At 74.5% G+C, this 19,735-nt stretch carries 17 protein-coding genes and 1 pseudogene; 4 read left to right on the top strand and 14 right to left on the bottom strand.

What is annotated here, in order from left to right; translation table 11 throughout:
- Nucleotides 1-290: 290 nt before the first annotated feature.
- The 7 genes from pheT to infC all read right to left on the bottom strand — a co-directional run bounded on the left by pheT (nt 291) and on the right by infC (nt 7,815).
- Nucleotides 291-2,804 (bottom strand): phenylalanine--tRNA ligase subunit beta, encoded by a 2,514-nt coding sequence (gene pheT / locus BUE44_RS18315; RefSeq protein WP_073499720.1) that lies wholly within the window; start codon nt 2,802-2,804, stop codon nt 291-293.
- A complete protein-coding gene (pheS, locus tag BUE44_RS18310) occupies nt 2,804-3,925 on the bottom strand; it encodes a phenylalanine--tRNA ligase subunit alpha (RefSeq protein ID WP_073499718.1) in 1,122 nt (373 codons plus the stop codon). Before pheS ends, pheT begins: the two co-directional genes overlap by 1 nt.
- Before the next feature lie 179 nt (nt 3,926-4,104).
- Nucleotides 4,105-5,307, bottom strand: coding sequence for a sensor histidine kinase (locus tag BUE44_RS18305; RefSeq protein ID WP_073499716.1), 1,203 nt, complete (start codon nt 5,305-5,307; stop codon nt 4,105-4,107).
- 42 nt (nt 5,308-5,349) lie between these two features.
- Nucleotides 5,350-6,210 carry a TrmH family RNA methyltransferase gene (locus BUE44_RS18300; RefSeq protein ID WP_073499925.1) on the bottom strand — a complete coding sequence of 287 codons (861 nt, stop codon included), beginning with the start codon at nt 6,208-6,210 and terminating at the stop codon, nt 5,350-5,352.
- A 147-nt stretch (nt 6,211-6,357) separates the two neighbouring features.
- On the bottom strand, nt 6,358-6,741 hold the full coding sequence (gene rplT / locus BUE44_RS18295; protein WP_033178180.1) for a 50S ribosomal protein L20: 384 nt from the start codon (nt 6,739-6,741) through the stop codon (nt 6,358-6,360).
- Nucleotides 6,742-6,839: 98 nt separating this feature from the next.
- A complete protein-coding gene (rpmI, locus tag BUE44_RS18290; RefSeq protein ID WP_033178181.1) occupies nt 6,840-7,034 on the bottom strand; it encodes a 50S ribosomal protein L35 in 195 nt (64 codons plus the stop codon).
- A 109-nt stretch (nt 7,035-7,143) separates the two neighbouring features.
- Nucleotides 7,144-7,815, bottom strand: coding sequence for a translation initiation factor IF-3 (infC, locus tag BUE44_RS18285; RefSeq protein ID WP_073499924.1), 672 nt, complete (start codon nt 7,813-7,815; stop codon nt 7,144-7,146).
- Nucleotides 7,816-8,170: 355 nt separating this feature from the next.
- Between infC and BUE44_RS18280 the strand changes: the two genes are divergently transcribed.
- On the top strand, nt 8,171-8,524 hold the full coding sequence (locus BUE44_RS18280; RefSeq protein ID WP_073499923.1) for a DUF1844 domain-containing protein: 354 nt from the start codon (nt 8,171-8,173) through the stop codon (nt 8,522-8,524).
- Nucleotides 8,525-8,582: 58 nt separating this feature from the next.
- Here the strand turns inward: BUE44_RS18280 and BUE44_RS18275 are convergent, their stop codons facing one another.
- The 4 genes from BUE44_RS18275 to BUE44_RS18260 all read right to left on the bottom strand — a co-directional run bounded on the left by BUE44_RS18275 (nt 8,583) and on the right by BUE44_RS18260 (nt 12,461).
- Complete coding sequence (locus BUE44_RS18275) at nt 8,583-9,365, bottom strand: MIP family channel protein (protein WP_073499921.1); 783 nt, start codon at nt 9,363-9,365, stop codon at nt 8,583-8,585.
- 150 nt (nt 9,366-9,515) lie between these two features.
- On the bottom strand, nt 9,516-10,250 hold the full coding sequence (locus BUE44_RS18270; protein WP_073499714.1) for an SseB family protein: 735 nt from the start codon (nt 10,248-10,250) through the stop codon (nt 9,516-9,518).
- Nucleotides 10,241-11,476, bottom strand: a complete 1,236-nt coding sequence (gene mycP / locus BUE44_RS18265; protein WP_073499712.1) for a type VII secretion-associated serine protease mycosin — start codon at nt 11,474-11,476, stop codon at nt 10,241-10,243. Before mycP ends, BUE44_RS18270 begins: the two co-directional genes overlap by 10 nt.
- A gap of 214 nt (nt 11,477-11,690) precedes the next feature.
- Complete coding sequence (locus BUE44_RS18260) at nt 11,691-12,461, bottom strand: hypothetical protein (RefSeq protein WP_200804456.1); 771 nt, start codon at nt 12,459-12,461, stop codon at nt 11,691-11,693.
- 904 nt (nt 12,462-13,365) lie between these two features.
- Here BUE44_RS18260 and BUE44_RS18255 point away from each other — a divergent pair.
- Entirely contained in the window at nt 13,366-14,568 is a 1,203-nt protein-coding gene (locus BUE44_RS18255) for an amino acid deaminase/aldolase (protein ID WP_073499708.1), read from the top strand.
- 83 nt (nt 14,569-14,651) lie between these two features.
- Here the strand turns inward: BUE44_RS18255 and BUE44_RS18250 are convergent, their stop codons facing one another.
- Together BUE44_RS18250 and BUE44_RS18245 are read right to left on the bottom strand one after the other, a co-directional pair.
- The gene (locus BUE44_RS18250; RefSeq protein ID WP_073499919.1) at nt 14,652-15,659 is read right to left on the bottom strand and encodes a DUF2510 domain-containing protein; all 1,008 of its coding nucleotides are present in this window, start codon (nt 15,657-15,659) and stop codon (nt 14,652-14,654) included.
- A 66-nt stretch (nt 15,660-15,725) separates the two neighbouring features.
- Nucleotides 15,726-16,604 (bottom strand): LysR family transcriptional regulator, encoded by an 879-nt coding sequence (locus tag BUE44_RS18245; RefSeq protein ID WP_235002239.1) that lies wholly within the window; start codon nt 16,602-16,604, stop codon nt 15,726-15,728.
- A gap of 190 nt (nt 16,605-16,794) precedes the next feature.
- On the opposite strand from BUE44_RS18245, the pseudogene BUE44_RS18240 reads away from it, so the two are divergent.
- Nucleotides 16,795-17,919, top strand: a pseudogene (locus BUE44_RS18240) (TDT family transporter); the annotation flags it as partial.
- Here the strand turns inward: BUE44_RS18240 and BUE44_RS18235 are convergent.
- Nucleotides 17,898-18,656: a helical backbone metal receptor gene (locus BUE44_RS18235; RefSeq protein ID WP_073499701.1), complete on the bottom strand. Its 759-nt coding sequence runs from the start codon at nt 18,654-18,656 to the stop codon at nt 17,898-17,900. The pseudogene BUE44_RS18240 and the gene BUE44_RS18235 overlap by 22 nt on opposite strands.
- 48 nt (nt 18,657-18,704) lie before the next feature.
- Between BUE44_RS18235 and BUE44_RS18230 the strand changes: the two genes are divergently transcribed.
- Nucleotides 18,705-19,643: a 5'-3' exonuclease gene (locus BUE44_RS18230; protein WP_073499699.1), complete on the top strand. Its 939-nt coding sequence runs from the start codon at nt 18,705-18,707 to the stop codon at nt 19,641-19,643.
- Nucleotides 19,644-19,735: the final 92 nt, after the last annotated feature.

The following is a 19,735-nucleotide window of genomic DNA, read 5'->3' as shown; positions in this document are numbered from 1 at the left end:
GGGCGCGCAGTTCCCCGCGCCCCTGGGCGGCTGCCCCCTGCGGGGCTCTTCCGCCTGCCGGCGCGTCGCGGTTGCGCGCGCAGTTCCCCGCGCCCCTGGGCGGCTGCCCCTTGCGGGGCTTGGCTACCTGCCGGCACGTGGTGGCTGGGCGCGCAGTTCCCCGCGCCCCTGGGCGGCTGCCCCGTGCGGTGCTCTTCCGCCTGCCGGCGCGTCGCGGCTGGGCGCGCAGTTCCCCGCGTCCCTGGGGGGCGCAGGAGGGGACCCGTGGGGGGGTCCCCTCCTGGGAGGGGTTAGGCGCCGCGGAGGGTGGCGTTGGTTTGGCGGGCTGCTGAGGCGACGGCGGAGTCGCGAGCCGCTGTGGCCTCGTCCGCGGTGAGGGTGCGGTCGGGGGCGCGGAAGCGGAGGGCGTACGCCAGGGACTTGCGGCCCTCGCCGATCTGCGGGCCGGTGAAGATGTCGAAGAGGCGGGCCGATTCGAGCAGCTCACCGGCTCCGGCGCGGAGCGCGGCCTCGACCGAGGCGGCCGGGACGTCGGCGTCGACCACGAGGGCGACGTCCTGCGTGGCGACCGGGAAGGTCGACACGCGCGGCCCGGTGGCGCGTACGCCGCCGGACGCCTCGACCAGGTCGAGGTTGATCTCCATCGCGCAGGTCCGCTCGGGCACCCCGAAGGCCTTGGTGACCCGGGGGTGCAGCTCGCCGGCGTGGCCGACGACCTGCTCGCCGGCCAGCAGGACGGCGCACCGGCCGGGGTGGAAGGGCGCGTAGCGACCGGCCTGCACGGTCAGCTCGACGCCCGCCTCGCGGGCGACCGTGCGGGCCGCCTCGATCGCGTCGGCCCAGGTCGCGGGGTGTCCTGGGCCCCACCAGCCGGGCCGTTCGCGCGCGCCGGCCAGCACGGTGCCGACGTGGCGGGGCTGGTCGGGCAGCGCGGCCTGCAGCGCGGCGATCTCCTCGTCGGTGGGCCGCCGGTCGACGGGCAGCCGCGGCGGCCGCACCTGCTCGGCGGCGGGCAGGAAGACCAGGCCGATCTCGAAGAGCGCCAGGTCGTGGGCGCCGCGCCCGGTGTTGCGCCGCAGCGTGGAGAGAAGGCCGGGCAGCAGCGTGGTGCGCAGCGCCGGCTCGGTGTCGTCCAGCGGGTTGGCGAGCCGTACCGTACGGCGCCGCTCGTCGTCCTCGTCGAGGCCGAGCTGGTCGAAGACCTCCGTGCCGATGAAGGGGTAGCTGAGCGCCTCGATGTAGCCGGCCCCGGCCAGCGCGCGGCCGACGCGGCGGCGCAGCAGCTGGGACTCGGTCAGGCCGCGGCCGGCGGGCGGCTGCGGCAGGGTCGAGGGCAGGTTCTCGTAGCCTTCGAGCCTGATGACCTCTTCGGCGAGGTCGTTGGGGTAGGACAGGTCGGGGCGCCAGGACGGCACGGTGACGGTCAGCTCGTCGCTGCCCAGGACGTCGCAGCCGATCTCCTGGAGGCGGCGTACGACGGTCTCCCTGCCGTAGTCGGTGCCGGCGACCCGGTCGGGGTGGTCGGCGGGCATCGTGATGACGCGCGGCTCGGTCGGCGCGGCGATCTCGGTGACGCCGGCTTCCGCGGTGCCGCCCGCCAGGCCGACCAGCAGGTCGACGGTGCGCTGGGCGGCGGCGGAGGTGGTGAGCGGGTCGGTGCCGCGCTCGAAGCGGCGGGACGCCTCGGAGCCGAGCTTGTGGCGGCGGGAGGTGCGGGCGATCGCGACCGGATCGAAGTGCGCGGCCTCGATGACGACGTCGCTGGAGCCGCCGTCGGCGATCTCGGTGTCCGCGCCGCCCATGACGCCGGCCAGGCCGATGGGGCCGGACTCGTCGGTGATGACCAGGTCCTCGGGGTCGAGGATCCGCTCGGCGCCGTCCAGGGTGGTCAGCTTCTCGCCGGGGTGCGCGCGGCGTACGCCGATGGGTCCGTTGATCCGGGACCGGTCGTAGGCGTGCAGCGGCTGGCCCAGCTCGAACATCACGTAGTTGGTGACGTCCACGGTGAGGGAGATCGGGCGCATGCCGACCTTCTGCAGCCGCCGCTGGAGCCAGATCGGGGAGACGGCCTCGGGGTCGAGGCCGGTGACCGTACGGGCGGTGAAGCGGTCGCAGCCGTCCTGGTCGGCGATCCGCACCGGGTAGCCCTCGCCGTTGTGCGCGGGCACGTCGAGCAGCGCGGGGTCGCGCAGCGGCACCCCGTAGGCGATGGCGGCCTCGCGGGCGACGCCGCGCAGCGACAGGCAGTAGCTGCGGTCGGGGGTGACGGCGATGTCCAGCACCTCGTCGACCAGTTCCAGCAGCTCGATCGCGTCGGCGCCGGTCTCGGACCCGGGCGGCAGCACGACGATGCCGTCGTGGTCGTCGCCCATGCCCAGCTCGCGGGCGGAGCAGATCATGCCGTGCGAGGTGTGGCCGTAGGTCTTGCGGGCGGAGATGTGGAAGTCGCCGGGCAGCACGCCGCCGGGCAGGATCACCACGACCTTGTCGCCGACGGCGAAGTTGCGGGCGCCGCAGACGATCTCCTGCGGCTCACCCGTCCCTCCCCCAGAGCCTCCGGCCTGGGAGGTACCCCCAGCGTCGCCGACGTCGACCGTGCAGAAGCGGATCGGCTTCTTGAAGCCTTCCAGCTCCTCGATGGTCAGCACCCGGCCGACGACCAGCGGGCCCTTGAGGCCGGCGCCGAGCTGCTCGACGGTCTCGACCTCCAGGCCGGCGGAAACGAGCTTGGCCTGGACGTCGCGGCCGGTGACTCCGGCGGGCAGGTCGACGTACTCCCGCAGCCAAGAAAGCGGGACCCGCATCAGATCTCCATCCCGAACGGGAGGGTGAAGCGCACGTCACCCTCGACGATGTCTCGCATGTCCTCGACGTTGTGGCGGAACATCATCATCCGCTCGATGCCGAAGCCGAAGGCGAAGCCGCTGTATTTCTCCGGGTCGACACCGCAGGCGGTGAGCACCCTGGGGTTGACGACACCGCAGCCGCCGAGTTCGATCCAGCCCTCGGAGGAGCAGGTGCGGCAGGGGCGGTCGGGATTGCCGACCGACTCGCCGCGGCAGACGTAACAGAGCATGTCCATCTCGGCGGACGGCTCGGTGAAGGGGAAGTGGTTGGGGCGCAGCCGGGTGGTCATGCCCTCGCCGAACAGCGAGACCACCATGTGGTCCAGGGTGCCCTTGAGGTCGGCCATGGTCAGGCCCTCGTCCACCGCGAGCAGTTCGACCTGCGCGAAGACCGGGGTGTGGGTGGCGTCCAGCTCGTCGGAGCGGTAGACGCGGCCCGGCGCGATCACGTAGACGGGCAGCTCGCGTTGCAGCAGGGCGCGGATCTGCACCGGCGAGGTGTGGGTGCGCAGGACGACGCCGGACTCGCTGCCGCCGTCGGGGCCCTCGACGAAGAAGGTGTCCTGGGTCTCGCGGGCCGGGTGGTCGGGCGGGAAGTTCAGCGCGTCGAAGTTGAACCACTCGGCTTCGACCTCGGGGCCCTCGGCGACCTCGTAGCCCATGGCCGTGAAGATGTCCTCGATACGGTCCGACAGCGTGGTGAGCGGGTGCCTCGCGCCGGCCGGGCGGCGGTCGTACGGCAGGGTGACGTCGACGGCCTCCTCGACGAGCACCCGGGCGTCGCGCTCGGCCTCCAGTTCCACCTGCCGGGCGGCCAGTGCCTGGTTGACCGCGCCGCGGGCCTGGCCCACCCGCTTGCCCGCCTCGGCCTTGGCCTGCGGAGGCAGGGCGCCGATCTCGCGGTTGGCGAGCGCCAGCGGCGAGCCGCCGCCGGTGTGCGCGGTCTTCACATGGGTGAGCGCTTCGAGGTCGCCGGCGGCCGCGATGGCGGCGAGCGCGTCAGCGCGCATCCGCTCGATCGCGTCGGGCTTGAGCGCCTCGACCTCGACAGGGTCGTACGACTTATTCGGTGCCGACATCTCTTCCCGTTCCGAAATGGATGATGTTGGGGGCGCCTCGCGTGCCGGCCTTCCGGTGGAGGCTCTGCCCGACCGGACACATGCCAGGGCACGAGTCTACTGGCGCCGCGGGGACCGGCGGTTTTCGCCCGCCCCGGGGGCAGCGTGCCCGACCGGGCCCGCGCCGGGGCGGTATCGCCTCAGGCCATGAAGGCGGGCGCCCCGACGGGCAGGACGAAGCGGAATTCGGCGCCGCCGCCCGCGGCCCTGCCCACGGCGATGGTGCCGCCGTGCGCCTCCACGATGCCCTTGACGATGTAGAGCCCCAGGCCCGTGCCGCCGCGTTTGCTGCCCCGCCAGAACCGGGTGAACACGCGGCTCATGGACTCCTCCGGAATGCCCGCTCCCTCGTCGCTCACGGTGACCGCCGTGCCGGTGGACCACCGGGCGCCGCTCGCGTAGGAAGCGCCGGCGTACGAGGGCCCCACCTCGATGGTGACAGTGCCCTCGCCGTGCCGCACCGCGTTTTCCAGCAGATTGCCGAGCACCTGGTCGATCTTGTCGGGGTCGGCCCACAGGGCGGGCAGCGGCTGCCCGACCCGCACGCTGAACCGGTCGGGCCGCTGGCCGGCCGCGACGTGCGCGTCGACGTGCCGCTGGACGGCGGCGGCCAGGTCGACGGGCTGGCGGCGCACTTCGAGGCGGCCGGAGTCGATGCGGGAGATGTCCAGGAGTTCGGCGATCAGCCGGGTGACGCGGTTGGCGTCGGCGTCGACGGTCTCCAGCATGAGCTTCTTCTGGTCGTCGCTGAAACGCTCCCACTTGGCGAGCAGCGTCGCGGTGAAGCCCTTGACGGACGTCAGTGGCGAGCGCAGCTCGTGGGCGACGGTGGCGATCAGCTCGGCGTGGCTGCGCTCGGTCCGCCGCCGGGCGTCGGTGCCGCGCAGCGTGACCACCAGGCGGCGCACCGGGCCGGTGGGGCGCTCGCGGACGTAGCGGGCGGCGACGAGCACTTCGCGGCCGCCGGGCAGCAGCAGATTGCGCTCGGGCTGGCCGGCCCTGATCGCCAGGCCGCCGTAGGGGTCGGTGAGGGCCCACCAGCGGCGGCCTTCGAGGTCTTCGAGCGGCAGCGCCCGCTCCACGGGCAGCCCCAGCACGTCCTGCGGGCGCAGCGCGGTGATCCGGGCCGCGGCGGCGTTGAAGCAGATCACCCGGCCTTCGTGGTCGGCGACCAGCAGCCCGTCGGGCAGGTCGTCGGGGTGCAGGCCGCACCAGTCGGCGGCGGTGGCGTACGCGTCCGCCGCCTGGTCCTGCTCGGGACCGGCCCCCGGCGACTCCCGTGAGCCCGCGGGCAGGACCGTCACCGCGCTGTGTGCGCCGTTCCTTCGCGCCGTGACACCCATGCGCGCCACCCCCCTCTCAGGGTCCCCCGGGCCGCCACCCTACTAGCTGGAGGTCACGCTGCGGCACCCTGCGGGCGCACGCTGCTCACGAGCGGACGCGTACAGGCACACGGCGGCGGCGGTGGCGAGGTTGAGGCTCTCCGCCCGCCCGTGGATGGGGACCCGCACGACCTCGTCGGCGAGCGCCCTGGTCTCCTCGGGCAGGCCCCAGGCCTCGTTGCCGAAGATCCAGGCGGTGGGACCCTGCATGGTGCCCTCGTCCAGCTCCGCGTCCAGGTCCCGCTGCCCGGCGCCGTCGGCGGCCAGTACGCGTACGCCCGCGGCGCGCAGCCCGGCGACGGCGTCCCGCACCGGCACGCCGACCGCGACGGGCAGGTGGAACAGGCTGCCCGCGGAGGCGCGTACCGCCTTGGGGTTGTACAGGTCGACCGAGGCGTCGGTGAGCACGACGGCTTCGGCGCCGGCCGCGTCGGCGCAGCGCAGCACGGTGCCGGCGTTGCCGGGGTCGCGGACGTGGGCCAGGACCGCGACGAGCCGGGGCCGGGCGCGCAGCACCTCGGCGAAGGGGGTGTCGAGGAAGCGGCACAGGCCGACGACGCCCTGCGGGGTGACGGTGTCGGAGATCTCGGCCATGACCTCGGGGGTCGCGGTCAGCACCGGCGCCCCCGCGGCCCGGGCGGCCTCGATGAGGTCGGCGTGCCGCTCGGCGGCCTCCGGCGTGGCGTACAGCTCGACCAGGGTGCGCCCCGCCGGTCCCCCGGGGTGCGCGACGGCCTCCCGTACGGCCTGCGGGCCCTCGGCCAGGAAGCGCCGCTCCTTGCCGCGGAAGCTCCGCCGGGCCAACCGGTGCGCGGCGGTGACCCGCGCGGAACGCAGCGAGGTCAGCTCGGGGGTGGTGCCCATGCCCATCAGGGTGCCTGCTCCTGGGTCGTTCCGCCGCCGCGGACGGCGGCCGGAACCGCGACCGCGGTCGCGGCGGACAGCGAAGGACCCGCGGGCGTCATGACAACCCGCGGGTCCGGTGAACCGCACTGCGCTCGGGGCGCAGCGTCACGCCGCCTTCGGGGCGTTCACATCCGCGGGCAGCGCCTTCTGCGCGACCTCGACCAGCGCCGCGAAGGCGTTGGCGTCGTTGACGGCCAGCTCAGCGAGGATCTTGCGGTCGACCTCGACGTTGGCGGCCTTGAGACCCTGGATGAAGCGGTTGTAGGTGATGCCGTTGGCGCGGGCAGCGGCGTTGATCCGCTGGATCCACAGCTGACGGAAGTCGCCCTTGCGCTTCTTGCGGTCGTTGTAGTTGTAGACCAGGGAGTGGGTGACCTGCTCCTTGGCCTTGCGGTACAGGCGCGAACGCTGCCCGCGGTAACCGCTGGCCTGCTCCAGGATCGCCCGGCGCTTCTTCTGGGCGTTGACTGCCCGCTTGACGCGTGCCACTTGATAACTCCTTCTAGGGGACCGCGGTCGTACTCACGCGATCCGAAAGCGAATGGACTCCCGACCCGGGACGCTGCGCCCCGGTGGGGGCACGGCCGTCACTTGCCGAGCAGCTTCTTGATCTTCTTGGCGTCGGGCTTGGCGACCTCGACAGTGCCGGTCAGGGCACGCGTCTTGCTGGACGGCTTGTGCTCGAGCAGGTGGCGCTTGCCGGCGCGCTCACGCAGCACCTTGCCGGAGCCGGTGATCTTGAAGCGCTTGCTCGCACCACTGTGCGTCTTGTTCTTCGGCATGGCGCCGTAGTCTCCTCGTCGGTGCCCTCCCGTCCGCCCGAGGGCGCACGGAGAGCGTCAGTCCTGCATTACCGGCCCGGAAGCCGGGGGCTCCGGGATGTCCTTGGTCTCAGCCGGCGTCGGCCGGGGCCTCGACCTGCTCGTCCGCGTCCACTTCAGCGTCCACGTCCACGTCCGCGTCGTCGCCCTGGGCGTCGTCGGCGGCGTCACCCTGGCGGCTCGCCTTGCGGGCGGCCTGGGCCTCGCGGGCCTCGGCCATGGCCTCGGTCTTCTTCTTGTGCGGACCGAGGACCATGATCATGTTCCGGCCGTCCTGCTTCGGGTTCGACTCGATGAAGCCGAGGTCCTGGACGTCCTCCGCGAGCCGCTGCAGCAGCCGGTAGCCCAGCTCCGGCCGGGACTGCTCGCGTCCGCGGAACATGATCGTGATCTTGACCTTGTCGCCCTGCTTGAGGAACCGGACGACGTGACCCTTTTTGGTGTCGTAGTCGTGCGGGTCGATCTTCGGCCGGAGCTTCATCTCCTTGATGACCGTGTGCGCCTGGTTCTTGCGCGCCTCACGGGCCTTCATGGCCGACTCGTACTTGAACTTCCCGTAATCCATGAGCTTGCACACGGGGGGACGTGCGTTCGCCGCTACCTCGACCAGGTCGAGGTCGTACTCCTGCGCAAGCTCCAGGGCCTTGGCAAGCGGCACAATGCCGACCTGCTCGCCACTGGGACCGACAAGTCGCACCTCGGGAACGCGAATCCGGTCGTTGATGCGGGGCTCGGCGCTGATGGGGCCTCCTCGGTTGCACCACGCGACTGACTGGCCGACAGCCGCGCTTGAGTCTGTCTTCGTCTGACCGACCCGTACCCAAGGCGCAGAAAACGCCCCGTACGGGACACAGGCGGGGCTCCTCACAACCGGGAGCACCGCCGCGTTATTCCGCGGGGCGCATCAACGGGGCCCACCGGCGTCCTACCGGTGATTGCCGTCTGACCGGGACCCATCGGCCTTCCGGCCGATCAGGTGGGAGATCGGAGCCTCCACTTGGTGGTCGGACATACTGATGTCCGACCGGTCGTTCACCCAGCATACCAGCGTGGGGCCGAGGGCCGTAATCGGCCGGACGGGGCATATCGTGGCGGACATGAACGACGCACCTGCCCCCGGCTTCGACGATATGACCCGCGACATCGCGGACGTGCCCGCGGTCGAGGTGATCACCACGGTGGCCGTCCACCTGATGAGTGCGGCGGCGGTGAATCTCGGCCTGGCCGAGGAGGGCGCGCAGCACAAGGACCTCGACGAGGCCCGCAAGCTCATCCAGGCGCTGGCCGGCCTGGTCACCGCGAGCGCCGGCGAGATCAGCACCTTCCACGCGGCCCCGCTGCGCGACGGGCTCAAGTCGCTGCAGCTGGCCTTCCGCGAGGCGTCGGTGGTGCAGGACGAGCCCGGCAAGGGACCCGGCGAGAAGTACACGGGCCCGGTCTTCACGCGCTGACCTCACGCGCTGAGCGGAGGTCCGCTCAGCCGTCCTCGCGCGCCGATCCGCCCTCCGCTCAGCCGTCCTCCCCCACCGCCCTGGCCGCGGTCTCCGACTCGGCGGCCGCCGCCCTGGCCGCGCGGACCGCGGCGAGCGCCGGGTGGGTGACCTCGTGGACGAGTGCGGCCAGGACCGCGCCGACCAGGGGCGCGACCAGGAAGAGCCATACCTGGGTCAGCGCCGGACTGCCCGCGAAGAGCGCGGGCGCCAGGCTGCGGGCCGGGTTCACGCCGGTGCCGGTCAGCGGGATGCCGATCAGGTGGATCACGGCGTACGCCATGCCGATGGGCAGCCCGGCGAAGCCGATCAGCGCGATCCGGTGGGTGACCGCGAGGTACATGAAGACCAGCAGGAAGGTCAGGATCACCTCGGTCACGAAGGACCCGAAGATGTTGATGCCGACCGCCGAGCGGTATCCGTAGCCGTTGGTGCCGAAGGCGCCGTGCGTCTGGAGCCCCGGCACCTGCTTGGCGACCAGCAGCAGCAGCGCGGCGCCCACGATGGCGCCGAGGACCTGGGCGATCCAGTACTCGACGGCGGTACGCACCGTGATCCGGCCCGCGACCAGCATGCCCAGGGTGACCGCCGGGTTCAGGTGGCTGCCCGAGATCGGGCCGACGGCGTAGGCGACGGCCAGCAGGATCAGGCCGAACGCGAGGGCGATGCCCAGGGTGCCGATGTACTGCCCGGAGAGCACGGCCGCGCCCACCGCGAAGAAGACCAGTACGAGGGTGCCGAGGAATTCGCAGATGAACGCCCGCTGGTCGTCGGGCGTCCGGCTCTCGGTGATCGTTCGCATGTCCATGCGGACCTCCACGAAGATGATCTCTTGCCTGCCCTCGTATTGTCGGCCTTCCGGGTGAAACGCACATCTCGATCGAATACGGTCGCAGCGTGAGAAATCGCCTTTACGGGTGCGGTTCGCAGGTCCGCGGGCCGTGGATGGCCGTCAGAGGGTGAAGAGCGGTTCCCCCGGCAGCGTGGCGTCCGGCGGCAGCAGGGCCAGGTCGATGCCCTGGCGCAGCCCCGCCCGCAGCGTGTCGTCCGCGGCGAGCGCGGCGGCGAGCGCCTGCCCGGTGCGTGCGACGTCCGCGCCGGGCGCGAGGACCAGGCCGAGGGTGCCGTCGCTGCCGGTGCCGGGAGTCAGGTGGGCGCGCACCACGCCGGGCTCCGCGGCCACCGCGGCTCGCAGCGCGGCACGTACCGCCGGATCCGCCAGCGGCTCGCCCCGCCCGGGGCCGAGGGCGGCGCTGCGCAGCGCGGCGCCCGTCAGCTCGTACGTGACCGGTCCGGCGAGGTCGATCAGCAGCGTGTCGGCCCCCTCCTGGGCCAGTGCCTGCAAAGCCTGGTGCAGCGGTACGGCGACCGGCCGCGCGTCCTGCCGCCAGCGGGCCAGCGCGGCGGTGGAGGTGAAGGCGGGCAGCGCCTTGCGCCCACCGGGTGCCTGGATGGTCGGCACCGCCATGTCGCTGCTCTTCTCCCGGCGCAGCCCGTCCTCGCCGGTCTCCGCCTCGCCCAGCACGGCGATCACCGGCACCAGCAGCCTGGCGGTCTGCAGCGCCTCGACCACCGCGGCCTCCTGGCCGCGGTCCGCGTCCCACGCGGCGAGTGCCGCGGTCAGGGCGGGGGCGGCGGAGCCGTCGTCGTCGGCGTAGCCGGGGTCGGGGATGTTCTTCAGCGCCACTCGGGCACTCTATCCGGCGGTGGTGCGCCGCCCGCGGGGGTGGACCCGCGCGGCCGGAACCACAGCAGCGCGGCCACCGCGATCAGGACGGCGCCGACAGCGCCGAAGGCGGCGGCGACGCCGTTGCCGAGGACGCTGGAGGCGGCGGCCGGGACCGGCACCGGGGCGGGGCCCGAGCCGAAGTAGCGGTACGGGGAGGCCACCGCGGCGGGCGCGACGGGTCCCGGCGTGAGCTTCGCGGCCGCCGCGAGCGCCGCGGGCGGGTCGATCTCGCCGGTGCCCATCGCGTCGCTCCTGCCGCCCGCGGGCTTGTGCCGGGTGGTGTCCTGGAGCACCTGCTTGACCTGCAACGGGCTCAGCCGGGGATACGCCGACCTGAGCAGGGCGGCGGCGCCCGACACGTAGGCGGAGGCGGCGCTCGTGCCCAGGCCGTCGTAATACTTGCGGTTCGGGTCGGCGATCACCACGTCCTCGCCCGGCGCGGCCACCGAGGCGTACCAGCGGTGGGTGGAGAAGGCCGGGTGGCCGCCACTCTGGTCTACCGCGGCCACGGCGATCACGCCCGGGTAGGCGGCCGGATAGGAGGAGCGGTCCGCCTTGTCACCGCTGTTGCCCGCGGAGGCGACCACGACGACGCCCTTGCCGAGGGCGTACTGGATGGCGTCGGCCTCGGCGGCGACCGGTGCGGCGGTCGCGCTGTCGTCCCCGAGCGAGAGGTTGATGACGTCCGCACCGTGGTCGACGGCCCACCGGATGCCTTCGGGCAGCGCGTCACCCCGGCTGTTCCTGGCCTTGTCGCGCTGCGGGTCCTTCTCCTCAAGGATCACCCGCACCGGGAGGATCTTCGCCTCGGGCGCGAGCCCGAGCACGCCCTTGCTGTCGCCCGCCCCGTGCCCGTGCCCGGCGATGATCGCGGCCATCCCGGTGCCGTGGTTGGCCCACGTCCTGTCCCCGCGGGAGGAGCCGAACCCGACCATGTCCTTGCCCGCCAGCACCTGGCCGGTGAGGTCGGGATGGGTGGCGTCGACCCCGGTGTCGAGCACGGCGACGGTCACTCCCGCGCCCTTGCTGGTCTCCCATGCCCTCTGCGCGTGCAGTGCCGCCAGCGGCCACTCCCGATCCCTTGCGGTGTCCGCGGCGGCGGGCCCGCCGCCCGCGGCGAGCAGCGCGCCCGCGACCGCGGCGACGGCGGCCGCCCTGACCGGCAGAGTGATGCGGCGGCTCATCGGGGCTGCTCCGTCCCGGGAGCCGGGCACATTGCCACGGCTGCGTACATTGCCGGCGCTGCGTACATTGCCACGGCTGCGTACATTGCCGGCGTCGGGCTGATTGCCACAGCGGCGTGCACGGCCGACGCCACGTGCGCTGCCGGCGCCGGGTCGATCGCCACGGCTGCGGGCATGGCCGGTCCCCGGCCGGCGGGGGCGGCGGTTCCGGCGGTCACCTGTGCTTCTCCGTCTCCGGGGTGGCGGTCGGGTGCAATTCCGCGTTCACCGTGGCGGTGAGCCGGCCGTTGACGGCCTTGGCCAGGCCGGCGGCGTCGTGGCCGAGTCCCGCTTGGGCGGGTGCGGTGGTGGCGCCCGCGGCCGTCGCGAGGGACGCCGGCTGCGGGCTCGCCACCTCGCGCCCGTCGGCGAAGCCGCTGACCGCGTAGACGACGAAGGGCAGGTCGGAGGAGACCTCCACGTCCCAACTGCCGCGCTGCGCCGTGCCGAAGCGGGCCGCGGGCGTGCCGGGGAAGGCCACGGGCCGAGGTATGAGGTCGATACGGTCGCCCAGGTGCTCGCCGCTCCAGCGCCGGCCGAGCGCCTGCATGCCGGCCCGGTCCGCCGACGTGACCAGCAGGCCCACGGTCGTGACCGTGGTCGTCGTGCTGTCCACGTACGTCGCCCGCAGCAGCCGCAGGCAGCCGGTGGGCGCCAGCACCCCGCTGAGGAGCGGGTCGAACGCCCCCGCGCAGTCCCCGGGCGCGGCGATCCCGACGCGCGTCCAGACCCGGTCGGCGCCGCCCGGTCCCGCGCCCTTGCCCGGGACGGTCGGCGGGAAGAGCGTGTCGACCGGCGCGCTGTGCCACACCTGCCGCGCCTGCCCGAACTCCGCGGCACTTCCCGGAGCGGCCTGCGGCGCCGCGTGCGGGCCGCGGTCGATCACGCCCCCGGCGATAGCGCCGCCGATCAGCCCGAGCCCGAGCACGACGCACACTGCTGCCACGGCTCCCCTGGCCCCGCGGCTGCGCCGGGGCGCGGCGGCCCGCGCGGGTGCGGGCGGCCCGAAAGCCGGCGCAATATACGCAGCCTGCGGAGGCTGCGCGGCCGCGGGCGGCGGCGTGACCGTCACCGGCCGCGGCGGGTGCACCGGCGGCGCCGGTATGGGCGGGGCGTCCGGTGCCGCCGCGTCCACGCGTGCCTCGGTCCGCGGCGGAGGCGGGGCGGAGGGGGACGGTGACGGCGCGGCAGTGTGCGATGTCCGGGGCGAGGGCTGGGCAATAGGCGCAGGCGGCACGGTCGGCCGGGGCGCCGCCCCCTCGCCCGCGTCCGGCGTGCCCGCAGCTGCGGGCACGCGGGGAGGGGAGGGCGGAGCCGGGGCGGCGGTCGGGACCGGCGCGTGCGCGGGAGCCCGAGGCGGCACAGGCGGCTCGGTCACCTGCGGCGCGTCCGGCCCACGCCCGGGAGGCGGTGCCTGCGGGCCCGACCCGGCCGGGGCGTCCCGCCCAGGACCGGGAGCCGGCACCTGCGGGCGGAATCCGGCCGCAGGCGGCTCGGTCACCGGCGGCGCGTCCCGCCCAGGCCCGGGGGCCGGCACCTGCCGGCGCGGCCCGGACGGCGTGTCGGGGTCGGTCAGGCGGGTGGCCGGGTGGGGAGGTGAGGGGGCCGGGCGGTGGCGCGGGGGTGGGGGGGCCGTGCCGCTGGGGGTGTCTTGGCGGGGGTGGGGGGTGGGGAACGGAGTTGCCGGGGGCTCCCCGTTGTCCACTCCCGTACTCACCCGGGCCCCCTCGTGTTGCCTGTATCCGCGCGGCTTGCCCGTCACTCTACGGGGTGGCTGGGGCCTACGTTTCCCACGGGCCGCGCGCCGCGGGCCTACCGTTCGGTAGCGCCGGTCTGGCAAGCTGCCCGACATGTCAGAGCGCACAGCCGACCGCACCCGGTACGACCGGGCCACCGCCCATCTCGACGCCCCGCTGGCCGTCGTGGACCTGGCCGCCTTCGACGCCAACGCCGCCGACCTGGCGCGGCGGGCGGCGGGCAAGCCGATCCGTATCGCGACGAAGTCGGTGCGGTGCCGGGCGCTGCTGGAACGCGCCCTGGAGCACGACGGCTTCGCGGGCCTGATGTCGTTCACCCTCGCCGAGTCGCTGTGGCTGGCCAGGGCCGGCCACACCGACGTCCTGCTGGCCTACCCGTCGGCGGACCGCGCCGCCTACGCCGAGCTGGCCGCCGACCCCAAACTCGCCGCCGCGGTCACCGTGATGGTGGACGACGCGGCGCAGCTCGACCTGATCGACGCGGCCCGCGGCTCCGGCACCGAGACGGTCAGGGTCTGCCTGGAGCTGGACACCAGCCTGCGCAAGCTGGCCGGGCGGCTGCGGATCGGTGCGCTGCGCTCCTCGCTGCACGACCCGGAGCCGCTGGCGGCGCTGGCCCGGACGATCACCACCCGGCCGGGTTTCCGGCTGGTCGGCATCATGGCGTACGAGGGGCACATCGCCGGCGTCGGCGACGCGGTGCGGGGGCGCCCGGCGCGGTCGTTGGCGATACGGCTGATGCAGTCCGCCGCCCGCAAGGAGCTGGCGGCGCGCAGGGCCGAGGCCGTACGGGCGGTGCGGGCCGTCGAGCCGGGCCTGGAGTTCGTCAACGGCGGCGGCACCGGGAGTGTGCAGTACACCGCCGAGGAGCCCGCGGTCACGGAGATCGCGGCGGGTTCCGGCCTCTATCTGCCGCGGCTCTTCGACAACTACACCTCTTTCCGCGGCCGCCCGGCCGCGCTCTTCGCGCAGCCCGTCGTACGCCGCCCGGGCGTCGGCGTGGTCACCGTCCTCGGCGGCGGCTACCCGGCCTCGGGGGCTCCCGGCGCCGACCGGCTGCCGGTCCCGTATCTGCCCGAGGGGCTGCGCTACGACCCGCAGGAGGGCGCCGGCGAGGTGCAGACCCCGCTGCTGGGGTCCGCCGCGGACGATCTGCTGATCGGCGACAAGGTGTGGTTCCGGCACGCGAAGGCCGGGGAGATGTGCGAGCGGTTCGCCGAGCTGCACCTGATAGACGGTGACGAGGTGACGGCCGTGGTACCGACCTACCGCGGCGAGGGCAAGACCTTCCTGTGACCTGAGGCCGCGCCCGCGCCCGGGTACGCCGCCACGGTCCGGCGGCGACGGACCCGGGCGCGGACCGGCGGCGACGGCGCGGCTCAGACGCCGGTGCCCCCGGCGCCCCCGGTGCTGCCGTTGCCCTGGCTGGTGTCGGTCTTGATGCCCTGGGTGATCTGGTCGATCACGTCGAGGCCTGGCGCCTTGTCGGTGATGTCGAAGCCGAAGCGGACCAGTACCAGCTGCTTGGTGGTCGGCGAGGGGAAGACCAGCGACTCGACGTAGCCCTTGGTCCCGGACGCGGTGACGACCTTCCAGCGCACCAGGTAGCCCTGCTGGCCCGCCACGGTCACCGGACCGGCCTTCAGCTGCTGGTGCGAGGTGGTCGTGCCGTAGGTGTCCTTGCTGTACGCGTTCGCGGCGTTCTTGGAGATGTCCTCCTTGGCCGCGGCCTCCGCCGTGGTGGCGGTGATCTCCTCGGCGATCGTCGGCTCCGCCGAGACCCCGCCGAGCGAGCAGGTGCCCGGGGTGGTGCCGGGGCACTTGTAACTGCCGGTCGACAGGCGGGCGACGACGTCACCCGAGGTGCCTGTCCAGCCGTCGAGCACCGGCAGGCTGATCGCGTCGTAGGCGTCGATGGCGGACTTGCCGTCACCGCGCGGCGAGTCGCCGGAGCCGCCGCTGCCCCCGGTCGCGCCGCCGCTGTCGCCGCCGTCGGACGGCTTCGGCGCGGGGCCTGGCACCTTGCCGCCGGTGGAGGTGGGCGTCGGCGTCTTGGCGTCGTTCTTGTTGTCGTCCTTGCCCAGGACGAGCACGCCGGCGACGATCGCGGCTATCAGGACCAGCGAGGCGACCAGGGCGATCACCACCGTCCCGGTGCGCTTGCCGCCGGTGCCGCCCGCACCCTCACTCGGATATCCCGGATAACCCGGGTATCCGGAGTCCGCCGGATAGCCGGGGTAGCCCGGGTACGCCTGCGGGGCCGCCGGGACCGGTGCGGTCCTGGTGTACTCCGTCCACGCGGATCCGTCCCACCAGCGTTCCATCGCCGGGCCGTTGCCTGTGTGCCCGGGTTCTGGATACCAGCCGGGCGGGGTCGTCGTCGTCACGGCGGTCACCCTATGGCCCCCGCATGAGAAATCCGTAAGTGGGCGGCCCCTCCCGCTGTGCGCGGGCTATCTGCGGGGCGCCGGACGGCGGGTCAGCGTGAGCAGGTCGCGGGCCGGGCCCGCGGGCCGGTGCCCGGCGGGCCACACCGCGCGCAGCGCCCTGCTCAGGTCGAGTCCGGCGACGGGCACGACGGCCAGCCGGTGGGCGGACAGCTCGTCGGCCACGGCCAGCTCGCTCAGCACGGCGGGCCCGGCGCCGCCGACGGCCGCGCTCTTCACGGCGGTGGTGGAGGCGAGTTCGAGCAGCGGTACGGCCGGGCCGCCGTGCGGGGCGAGCGCCGCGTCGAGCACCTGGCGGGTGCCCGAGCCCTCCTCGCGCAGCAGCAGCGGGGTGGCGGCCAGCTCGGCGGCGGGCAGCGGTCGGCGGCGGGCCGCCCACGGGTGGCCCGGGGCGACAACGACCAGCAGCCGGTCGTGGCCGATCACGGCGGCGTCCAGGGCGGCGGGCACGTCGAGGCCCTCCACGAAGCCGAGGTCCGCCTCGCCGGCGGTGACCTGCCGGGCGACGACCACGGAGTTGCCCGCGGCCAGCGAGACGGCGGTGCCGGGATGCCGCCCGTGCAGCGCGGTCAGCCACCCGGGCAGCAGGTATTCGGCGACGGTCAGGCTGGCCGCGACCCGCAGCCGCGAGTCCCGCTGCCCGCGCAGCGCCCGCGCCCCCGCGTCGAAGTCCTCCGCGGCCTCCAGGACCCGCCGCGCCCATTCGGTGACGAGCGCTCCCGACTCGGTCAGTGCCGACCCGCCCGTCGACCGCCGCACCAGCGCCACCCCCAGCTGCCGCTCAAGGCCCCGCATCCGCCCGCTGGCCGCCGGCTGGCTGATCCCCAGCTCCCGCGCGGCCCGTCCCAGGCTGCCCAGCCGCGCGACCGCGACCAGCAGCTCCATACCCGCGAGATCGGGCACCCGCCGCGCCACGGACGCGCCGCCGCCGCGAGGGCCGGTCGCAGCCGACGAGGCGGCCGGGCCGGTGCCTTCCGCGGGGTCGGCAGGGTCGGGGGTGGTCATAAGGCCAGCTTATGAGCTGATAGCCCCGCGGGTGCTACCGGTGCGACGGGCGCCGGGTGACCGTGGAGGCATGGTCACTGCTGTCCCCGCCCGGGTGGGCGTGCGCGCCGAGGGATTCCGGCACGTCGGACCGAACTGGTACGCCGCCGTCATGGGCACCGCGATCGTCGGGAACGCGGGGGCCGCACTGCCCGGGCGTCCCGGCTGGGTGCGGGACGGGTGTACGGGGGTGTGGGTGCTGGCCGCGGCCCTGCTGGTCCTGGTGCTCGCCGCGCGCGGGGTGCACTGGGCCCGGCACGCGGACGAGGCGCGGCGGCAGCTGCTCGACCCGGCGGTCGCGCCCTTCTACGGCTGCCTGCCGATGGCACTGCTCTCGGTCGGCGCGGGCGCGCCGGCGCTGGGGTCGCCGGTGATCGGCGGGCACGCCGCGGTGGCCGTGGACGCGGCGCTGTGGACAGTGGGCGCGGCGAGCGCGCTGCTGGTGGCGGCGGTGGTGCCGTATCTGATGGTGACGCGGCACCGGATCGGCGCGGCGGGCGCCTCGCCCGTATGGCTGCTGCCGGTGGTGGCGCCGATGGTCGCCGCCGCGCTCGGCCCCGCCCTGGTGCCGCGCCTGCCGCCCGGCGCCCGGCAGGCGCGTGAGGCGCTGCTGCTCGGCTGCTACGCGATGTTCGGCCTGAGCCTGCTGGCCACGCTGATGCTGCTGCCGCTGGTGTGGGGACGGCTGCTGCGGTACGGGCCGCTGCCGGTCGCGCTGACCCCGGCGCTCTTCCTGGTGCTCGGGCCGCTGGGCCAGTCCACGACGGCGGCCGGCGCCCTCGCCGACAACGCTCCGTACGCCGTCGCGCCGCCGTACGCCTCCGCGCTGGGCGCCTTCGCCGTCCTCTACGGCGTCCCCGTCATGGGCTTCGCGCTGCTGTGGCTGGCGCTGGCGTCGGCGATGGTGGCGCGGGCGGCCCGCAGGGGCCTGCGGTTCTCGATGACCTGGTGGGCCTTCACCTTCCCGGTCGGCACGTGCGCGACCGGCGCCACGGCACTGGCCAGGCACACCGGGCTGCACGCCGCGGCCTGGCTGGCGGCGGCCCTCTACGCGGTGCTGGTCACCGCCTGGGCCACCGCCGCCACGGGCACCGTGCGCGGCCTGCTGGCCGGCGGGCTTCCGGCGCCCGCCGCTCAGCCGGCGGTCGCCGCCGCCAGCGCGCCGCCCAGGACGGCCGGCGCCGTGGCCAGTGACGGGCCGTACCAGGTCAGGTGGCGGCCGCTCACCAGTGCCGCGGGGAGGCCGGGGAAGGACTCGGGGCCGTCGCCGGCCGTGAAGCGGTAGGGCTCGTCGGGGAGTACGACCAGGTCGGGGCGTGCGGCCAGCAGGTCGGGGAGGGGCACGCGCGGGTAGCGCTCGGTGTGGGCCGCGTAGGCGTTGGCCACGCCGAGGCGGGCGAGGAGGTCGCCCGCGAAGGTGTCGCGGCCCAGGACCATCCAGGGGCGGCGCCAGATCGGGACGACCGCGCGCGGCGGGCGCGGCCCCGGGGCGATGCCCCGCCAGGCGGCCTCGGCCGCGTCGAGCCAGTCGGGGCGGGGGAGGCCGCAGGCCCCGGTGAGCATCCGGTCGAGTTCGGTGAAGGCCTGGGGCAGCGAGCGCACTTCGGTGACCAGGACGGTCAGGCCGGCCGCGCGCAGCGCGTCCAGGTCGGCGGGGCGGTTCTCCTCCTCGTTGGCGAGCACGAGGTCGGGCGCGAGCGCGGCGACCGCCGCCACGTCGGGGTTCTTGGTGCCGCCGATCCTGGCCACCGGCAGGTCCGCCGGGTGGGTGCACCAGTCGGTGGCGCCGACCAGCAGCTCGGGCGCGGTCGCGGCGACGGCCTCGGTGAGGGACGGCACGAGCGACACGACGCGGCGTACGGCGCGGCCGCGCCCCCGGTTCAGGTGAGCCATCGGCCCACCGTACGGGCCGCTGTCGGTGGTGCGTGCGATGCTGGCGCGGTGACCGACCAGAAAACCGGCAAGCTGCTGCTGCTCGACACGGCGAGCCTGTACTTCCGCGCGTATTTCGGCGTGCCCGAATCGGTGAAGGCGCCCGACGGCACCCCGGTCAACGCGGTGCGCGGGCTGCTGGACTTCATCGCCCGGCTGGTCGCCGACCACTCCCCCACCGACCTGGTGGCCTGCATGGACGCGGACTGGCGCCCGCAGTGGCGGGTCGACCTGATCCCGTCGTACAAAGCGCATCGCGTCGCCGAGGAGGTGGAGGACGGCGGGGACGTCGAGGAGGTGCCCGACACGCTCTCGCCGCAGGTGCCGGTCATCGAGGCGGTGCTCGACGCGCTCGGCGTCGCCCGTGTCGGCGTGGCCGGTTACGAGGCGGACGACGTCATCGGCACCCTGGCGACCGCCGCCGCGGGACCCGTCGCGATCGTCACCGGGGACCGCGACCTCTTCCAGCTGGTGGACGACGCACGGGGGGTGCGCGTGCTGTATCCGCGCAAGGGCGTCGGGGACTGCGACGTGATCGACGAGGCGGCGATCGTGGAGCGCTATGGCGTAAGGGCGGGGCAGTATGCCGACTTCGCCGCTCTGCGCGGGGACCCGAGCGACGGCCTGCCCGGCGTGAAGGGGATCGGCGAGAAGACCGCGGCGCAGCTGGTGTCGGAGTACGGCGACCTCGCCGGGGTGCGGGCGGCGGCCGTCGACCCGTTCTCGCGCCTGACGCCCGCGCGGCGGCGCAACATCATCGCGGCCGCGGACTATCTCGACGTCGCCCCCGCGGTCGTCGCCGTCGCGAAGGACGTCCCGCTCCCGGCCTTCGCCCCGGCCCTCCCCCGCACCCCGGCGTCGCCCGCCGCGCTGGACGCGCTCGCCACCCGCTGGGGCCTGGGCGGCTCCCTCTCCCGCCTGGTGGGGACACTCGCCGCTCGCGGCTAGCCGCGGCAGACCTCGGAGCGCCGGAGCCTCGGACCCAGGCGCTGGTCACCCGCTATACGCCCTATGTATAGCGGGTGTGTAGTGTGACCAGC

It is taken from the genome of Actinacidiphila paucisporea (genome assembly GCF_900142575.1).
Lineage (GTDB): Bacteria > Actinomycetota > Actinomycetes > Streptomycetales > Streptomycetaceae > Actinacidiphila > Actinacidiphila paucisporea.
The sequence above is the reverse complement of the archived record's forward strand: the minus strand, read 5'-3'. Positions and strand labels throughout refer to the sequence as shown.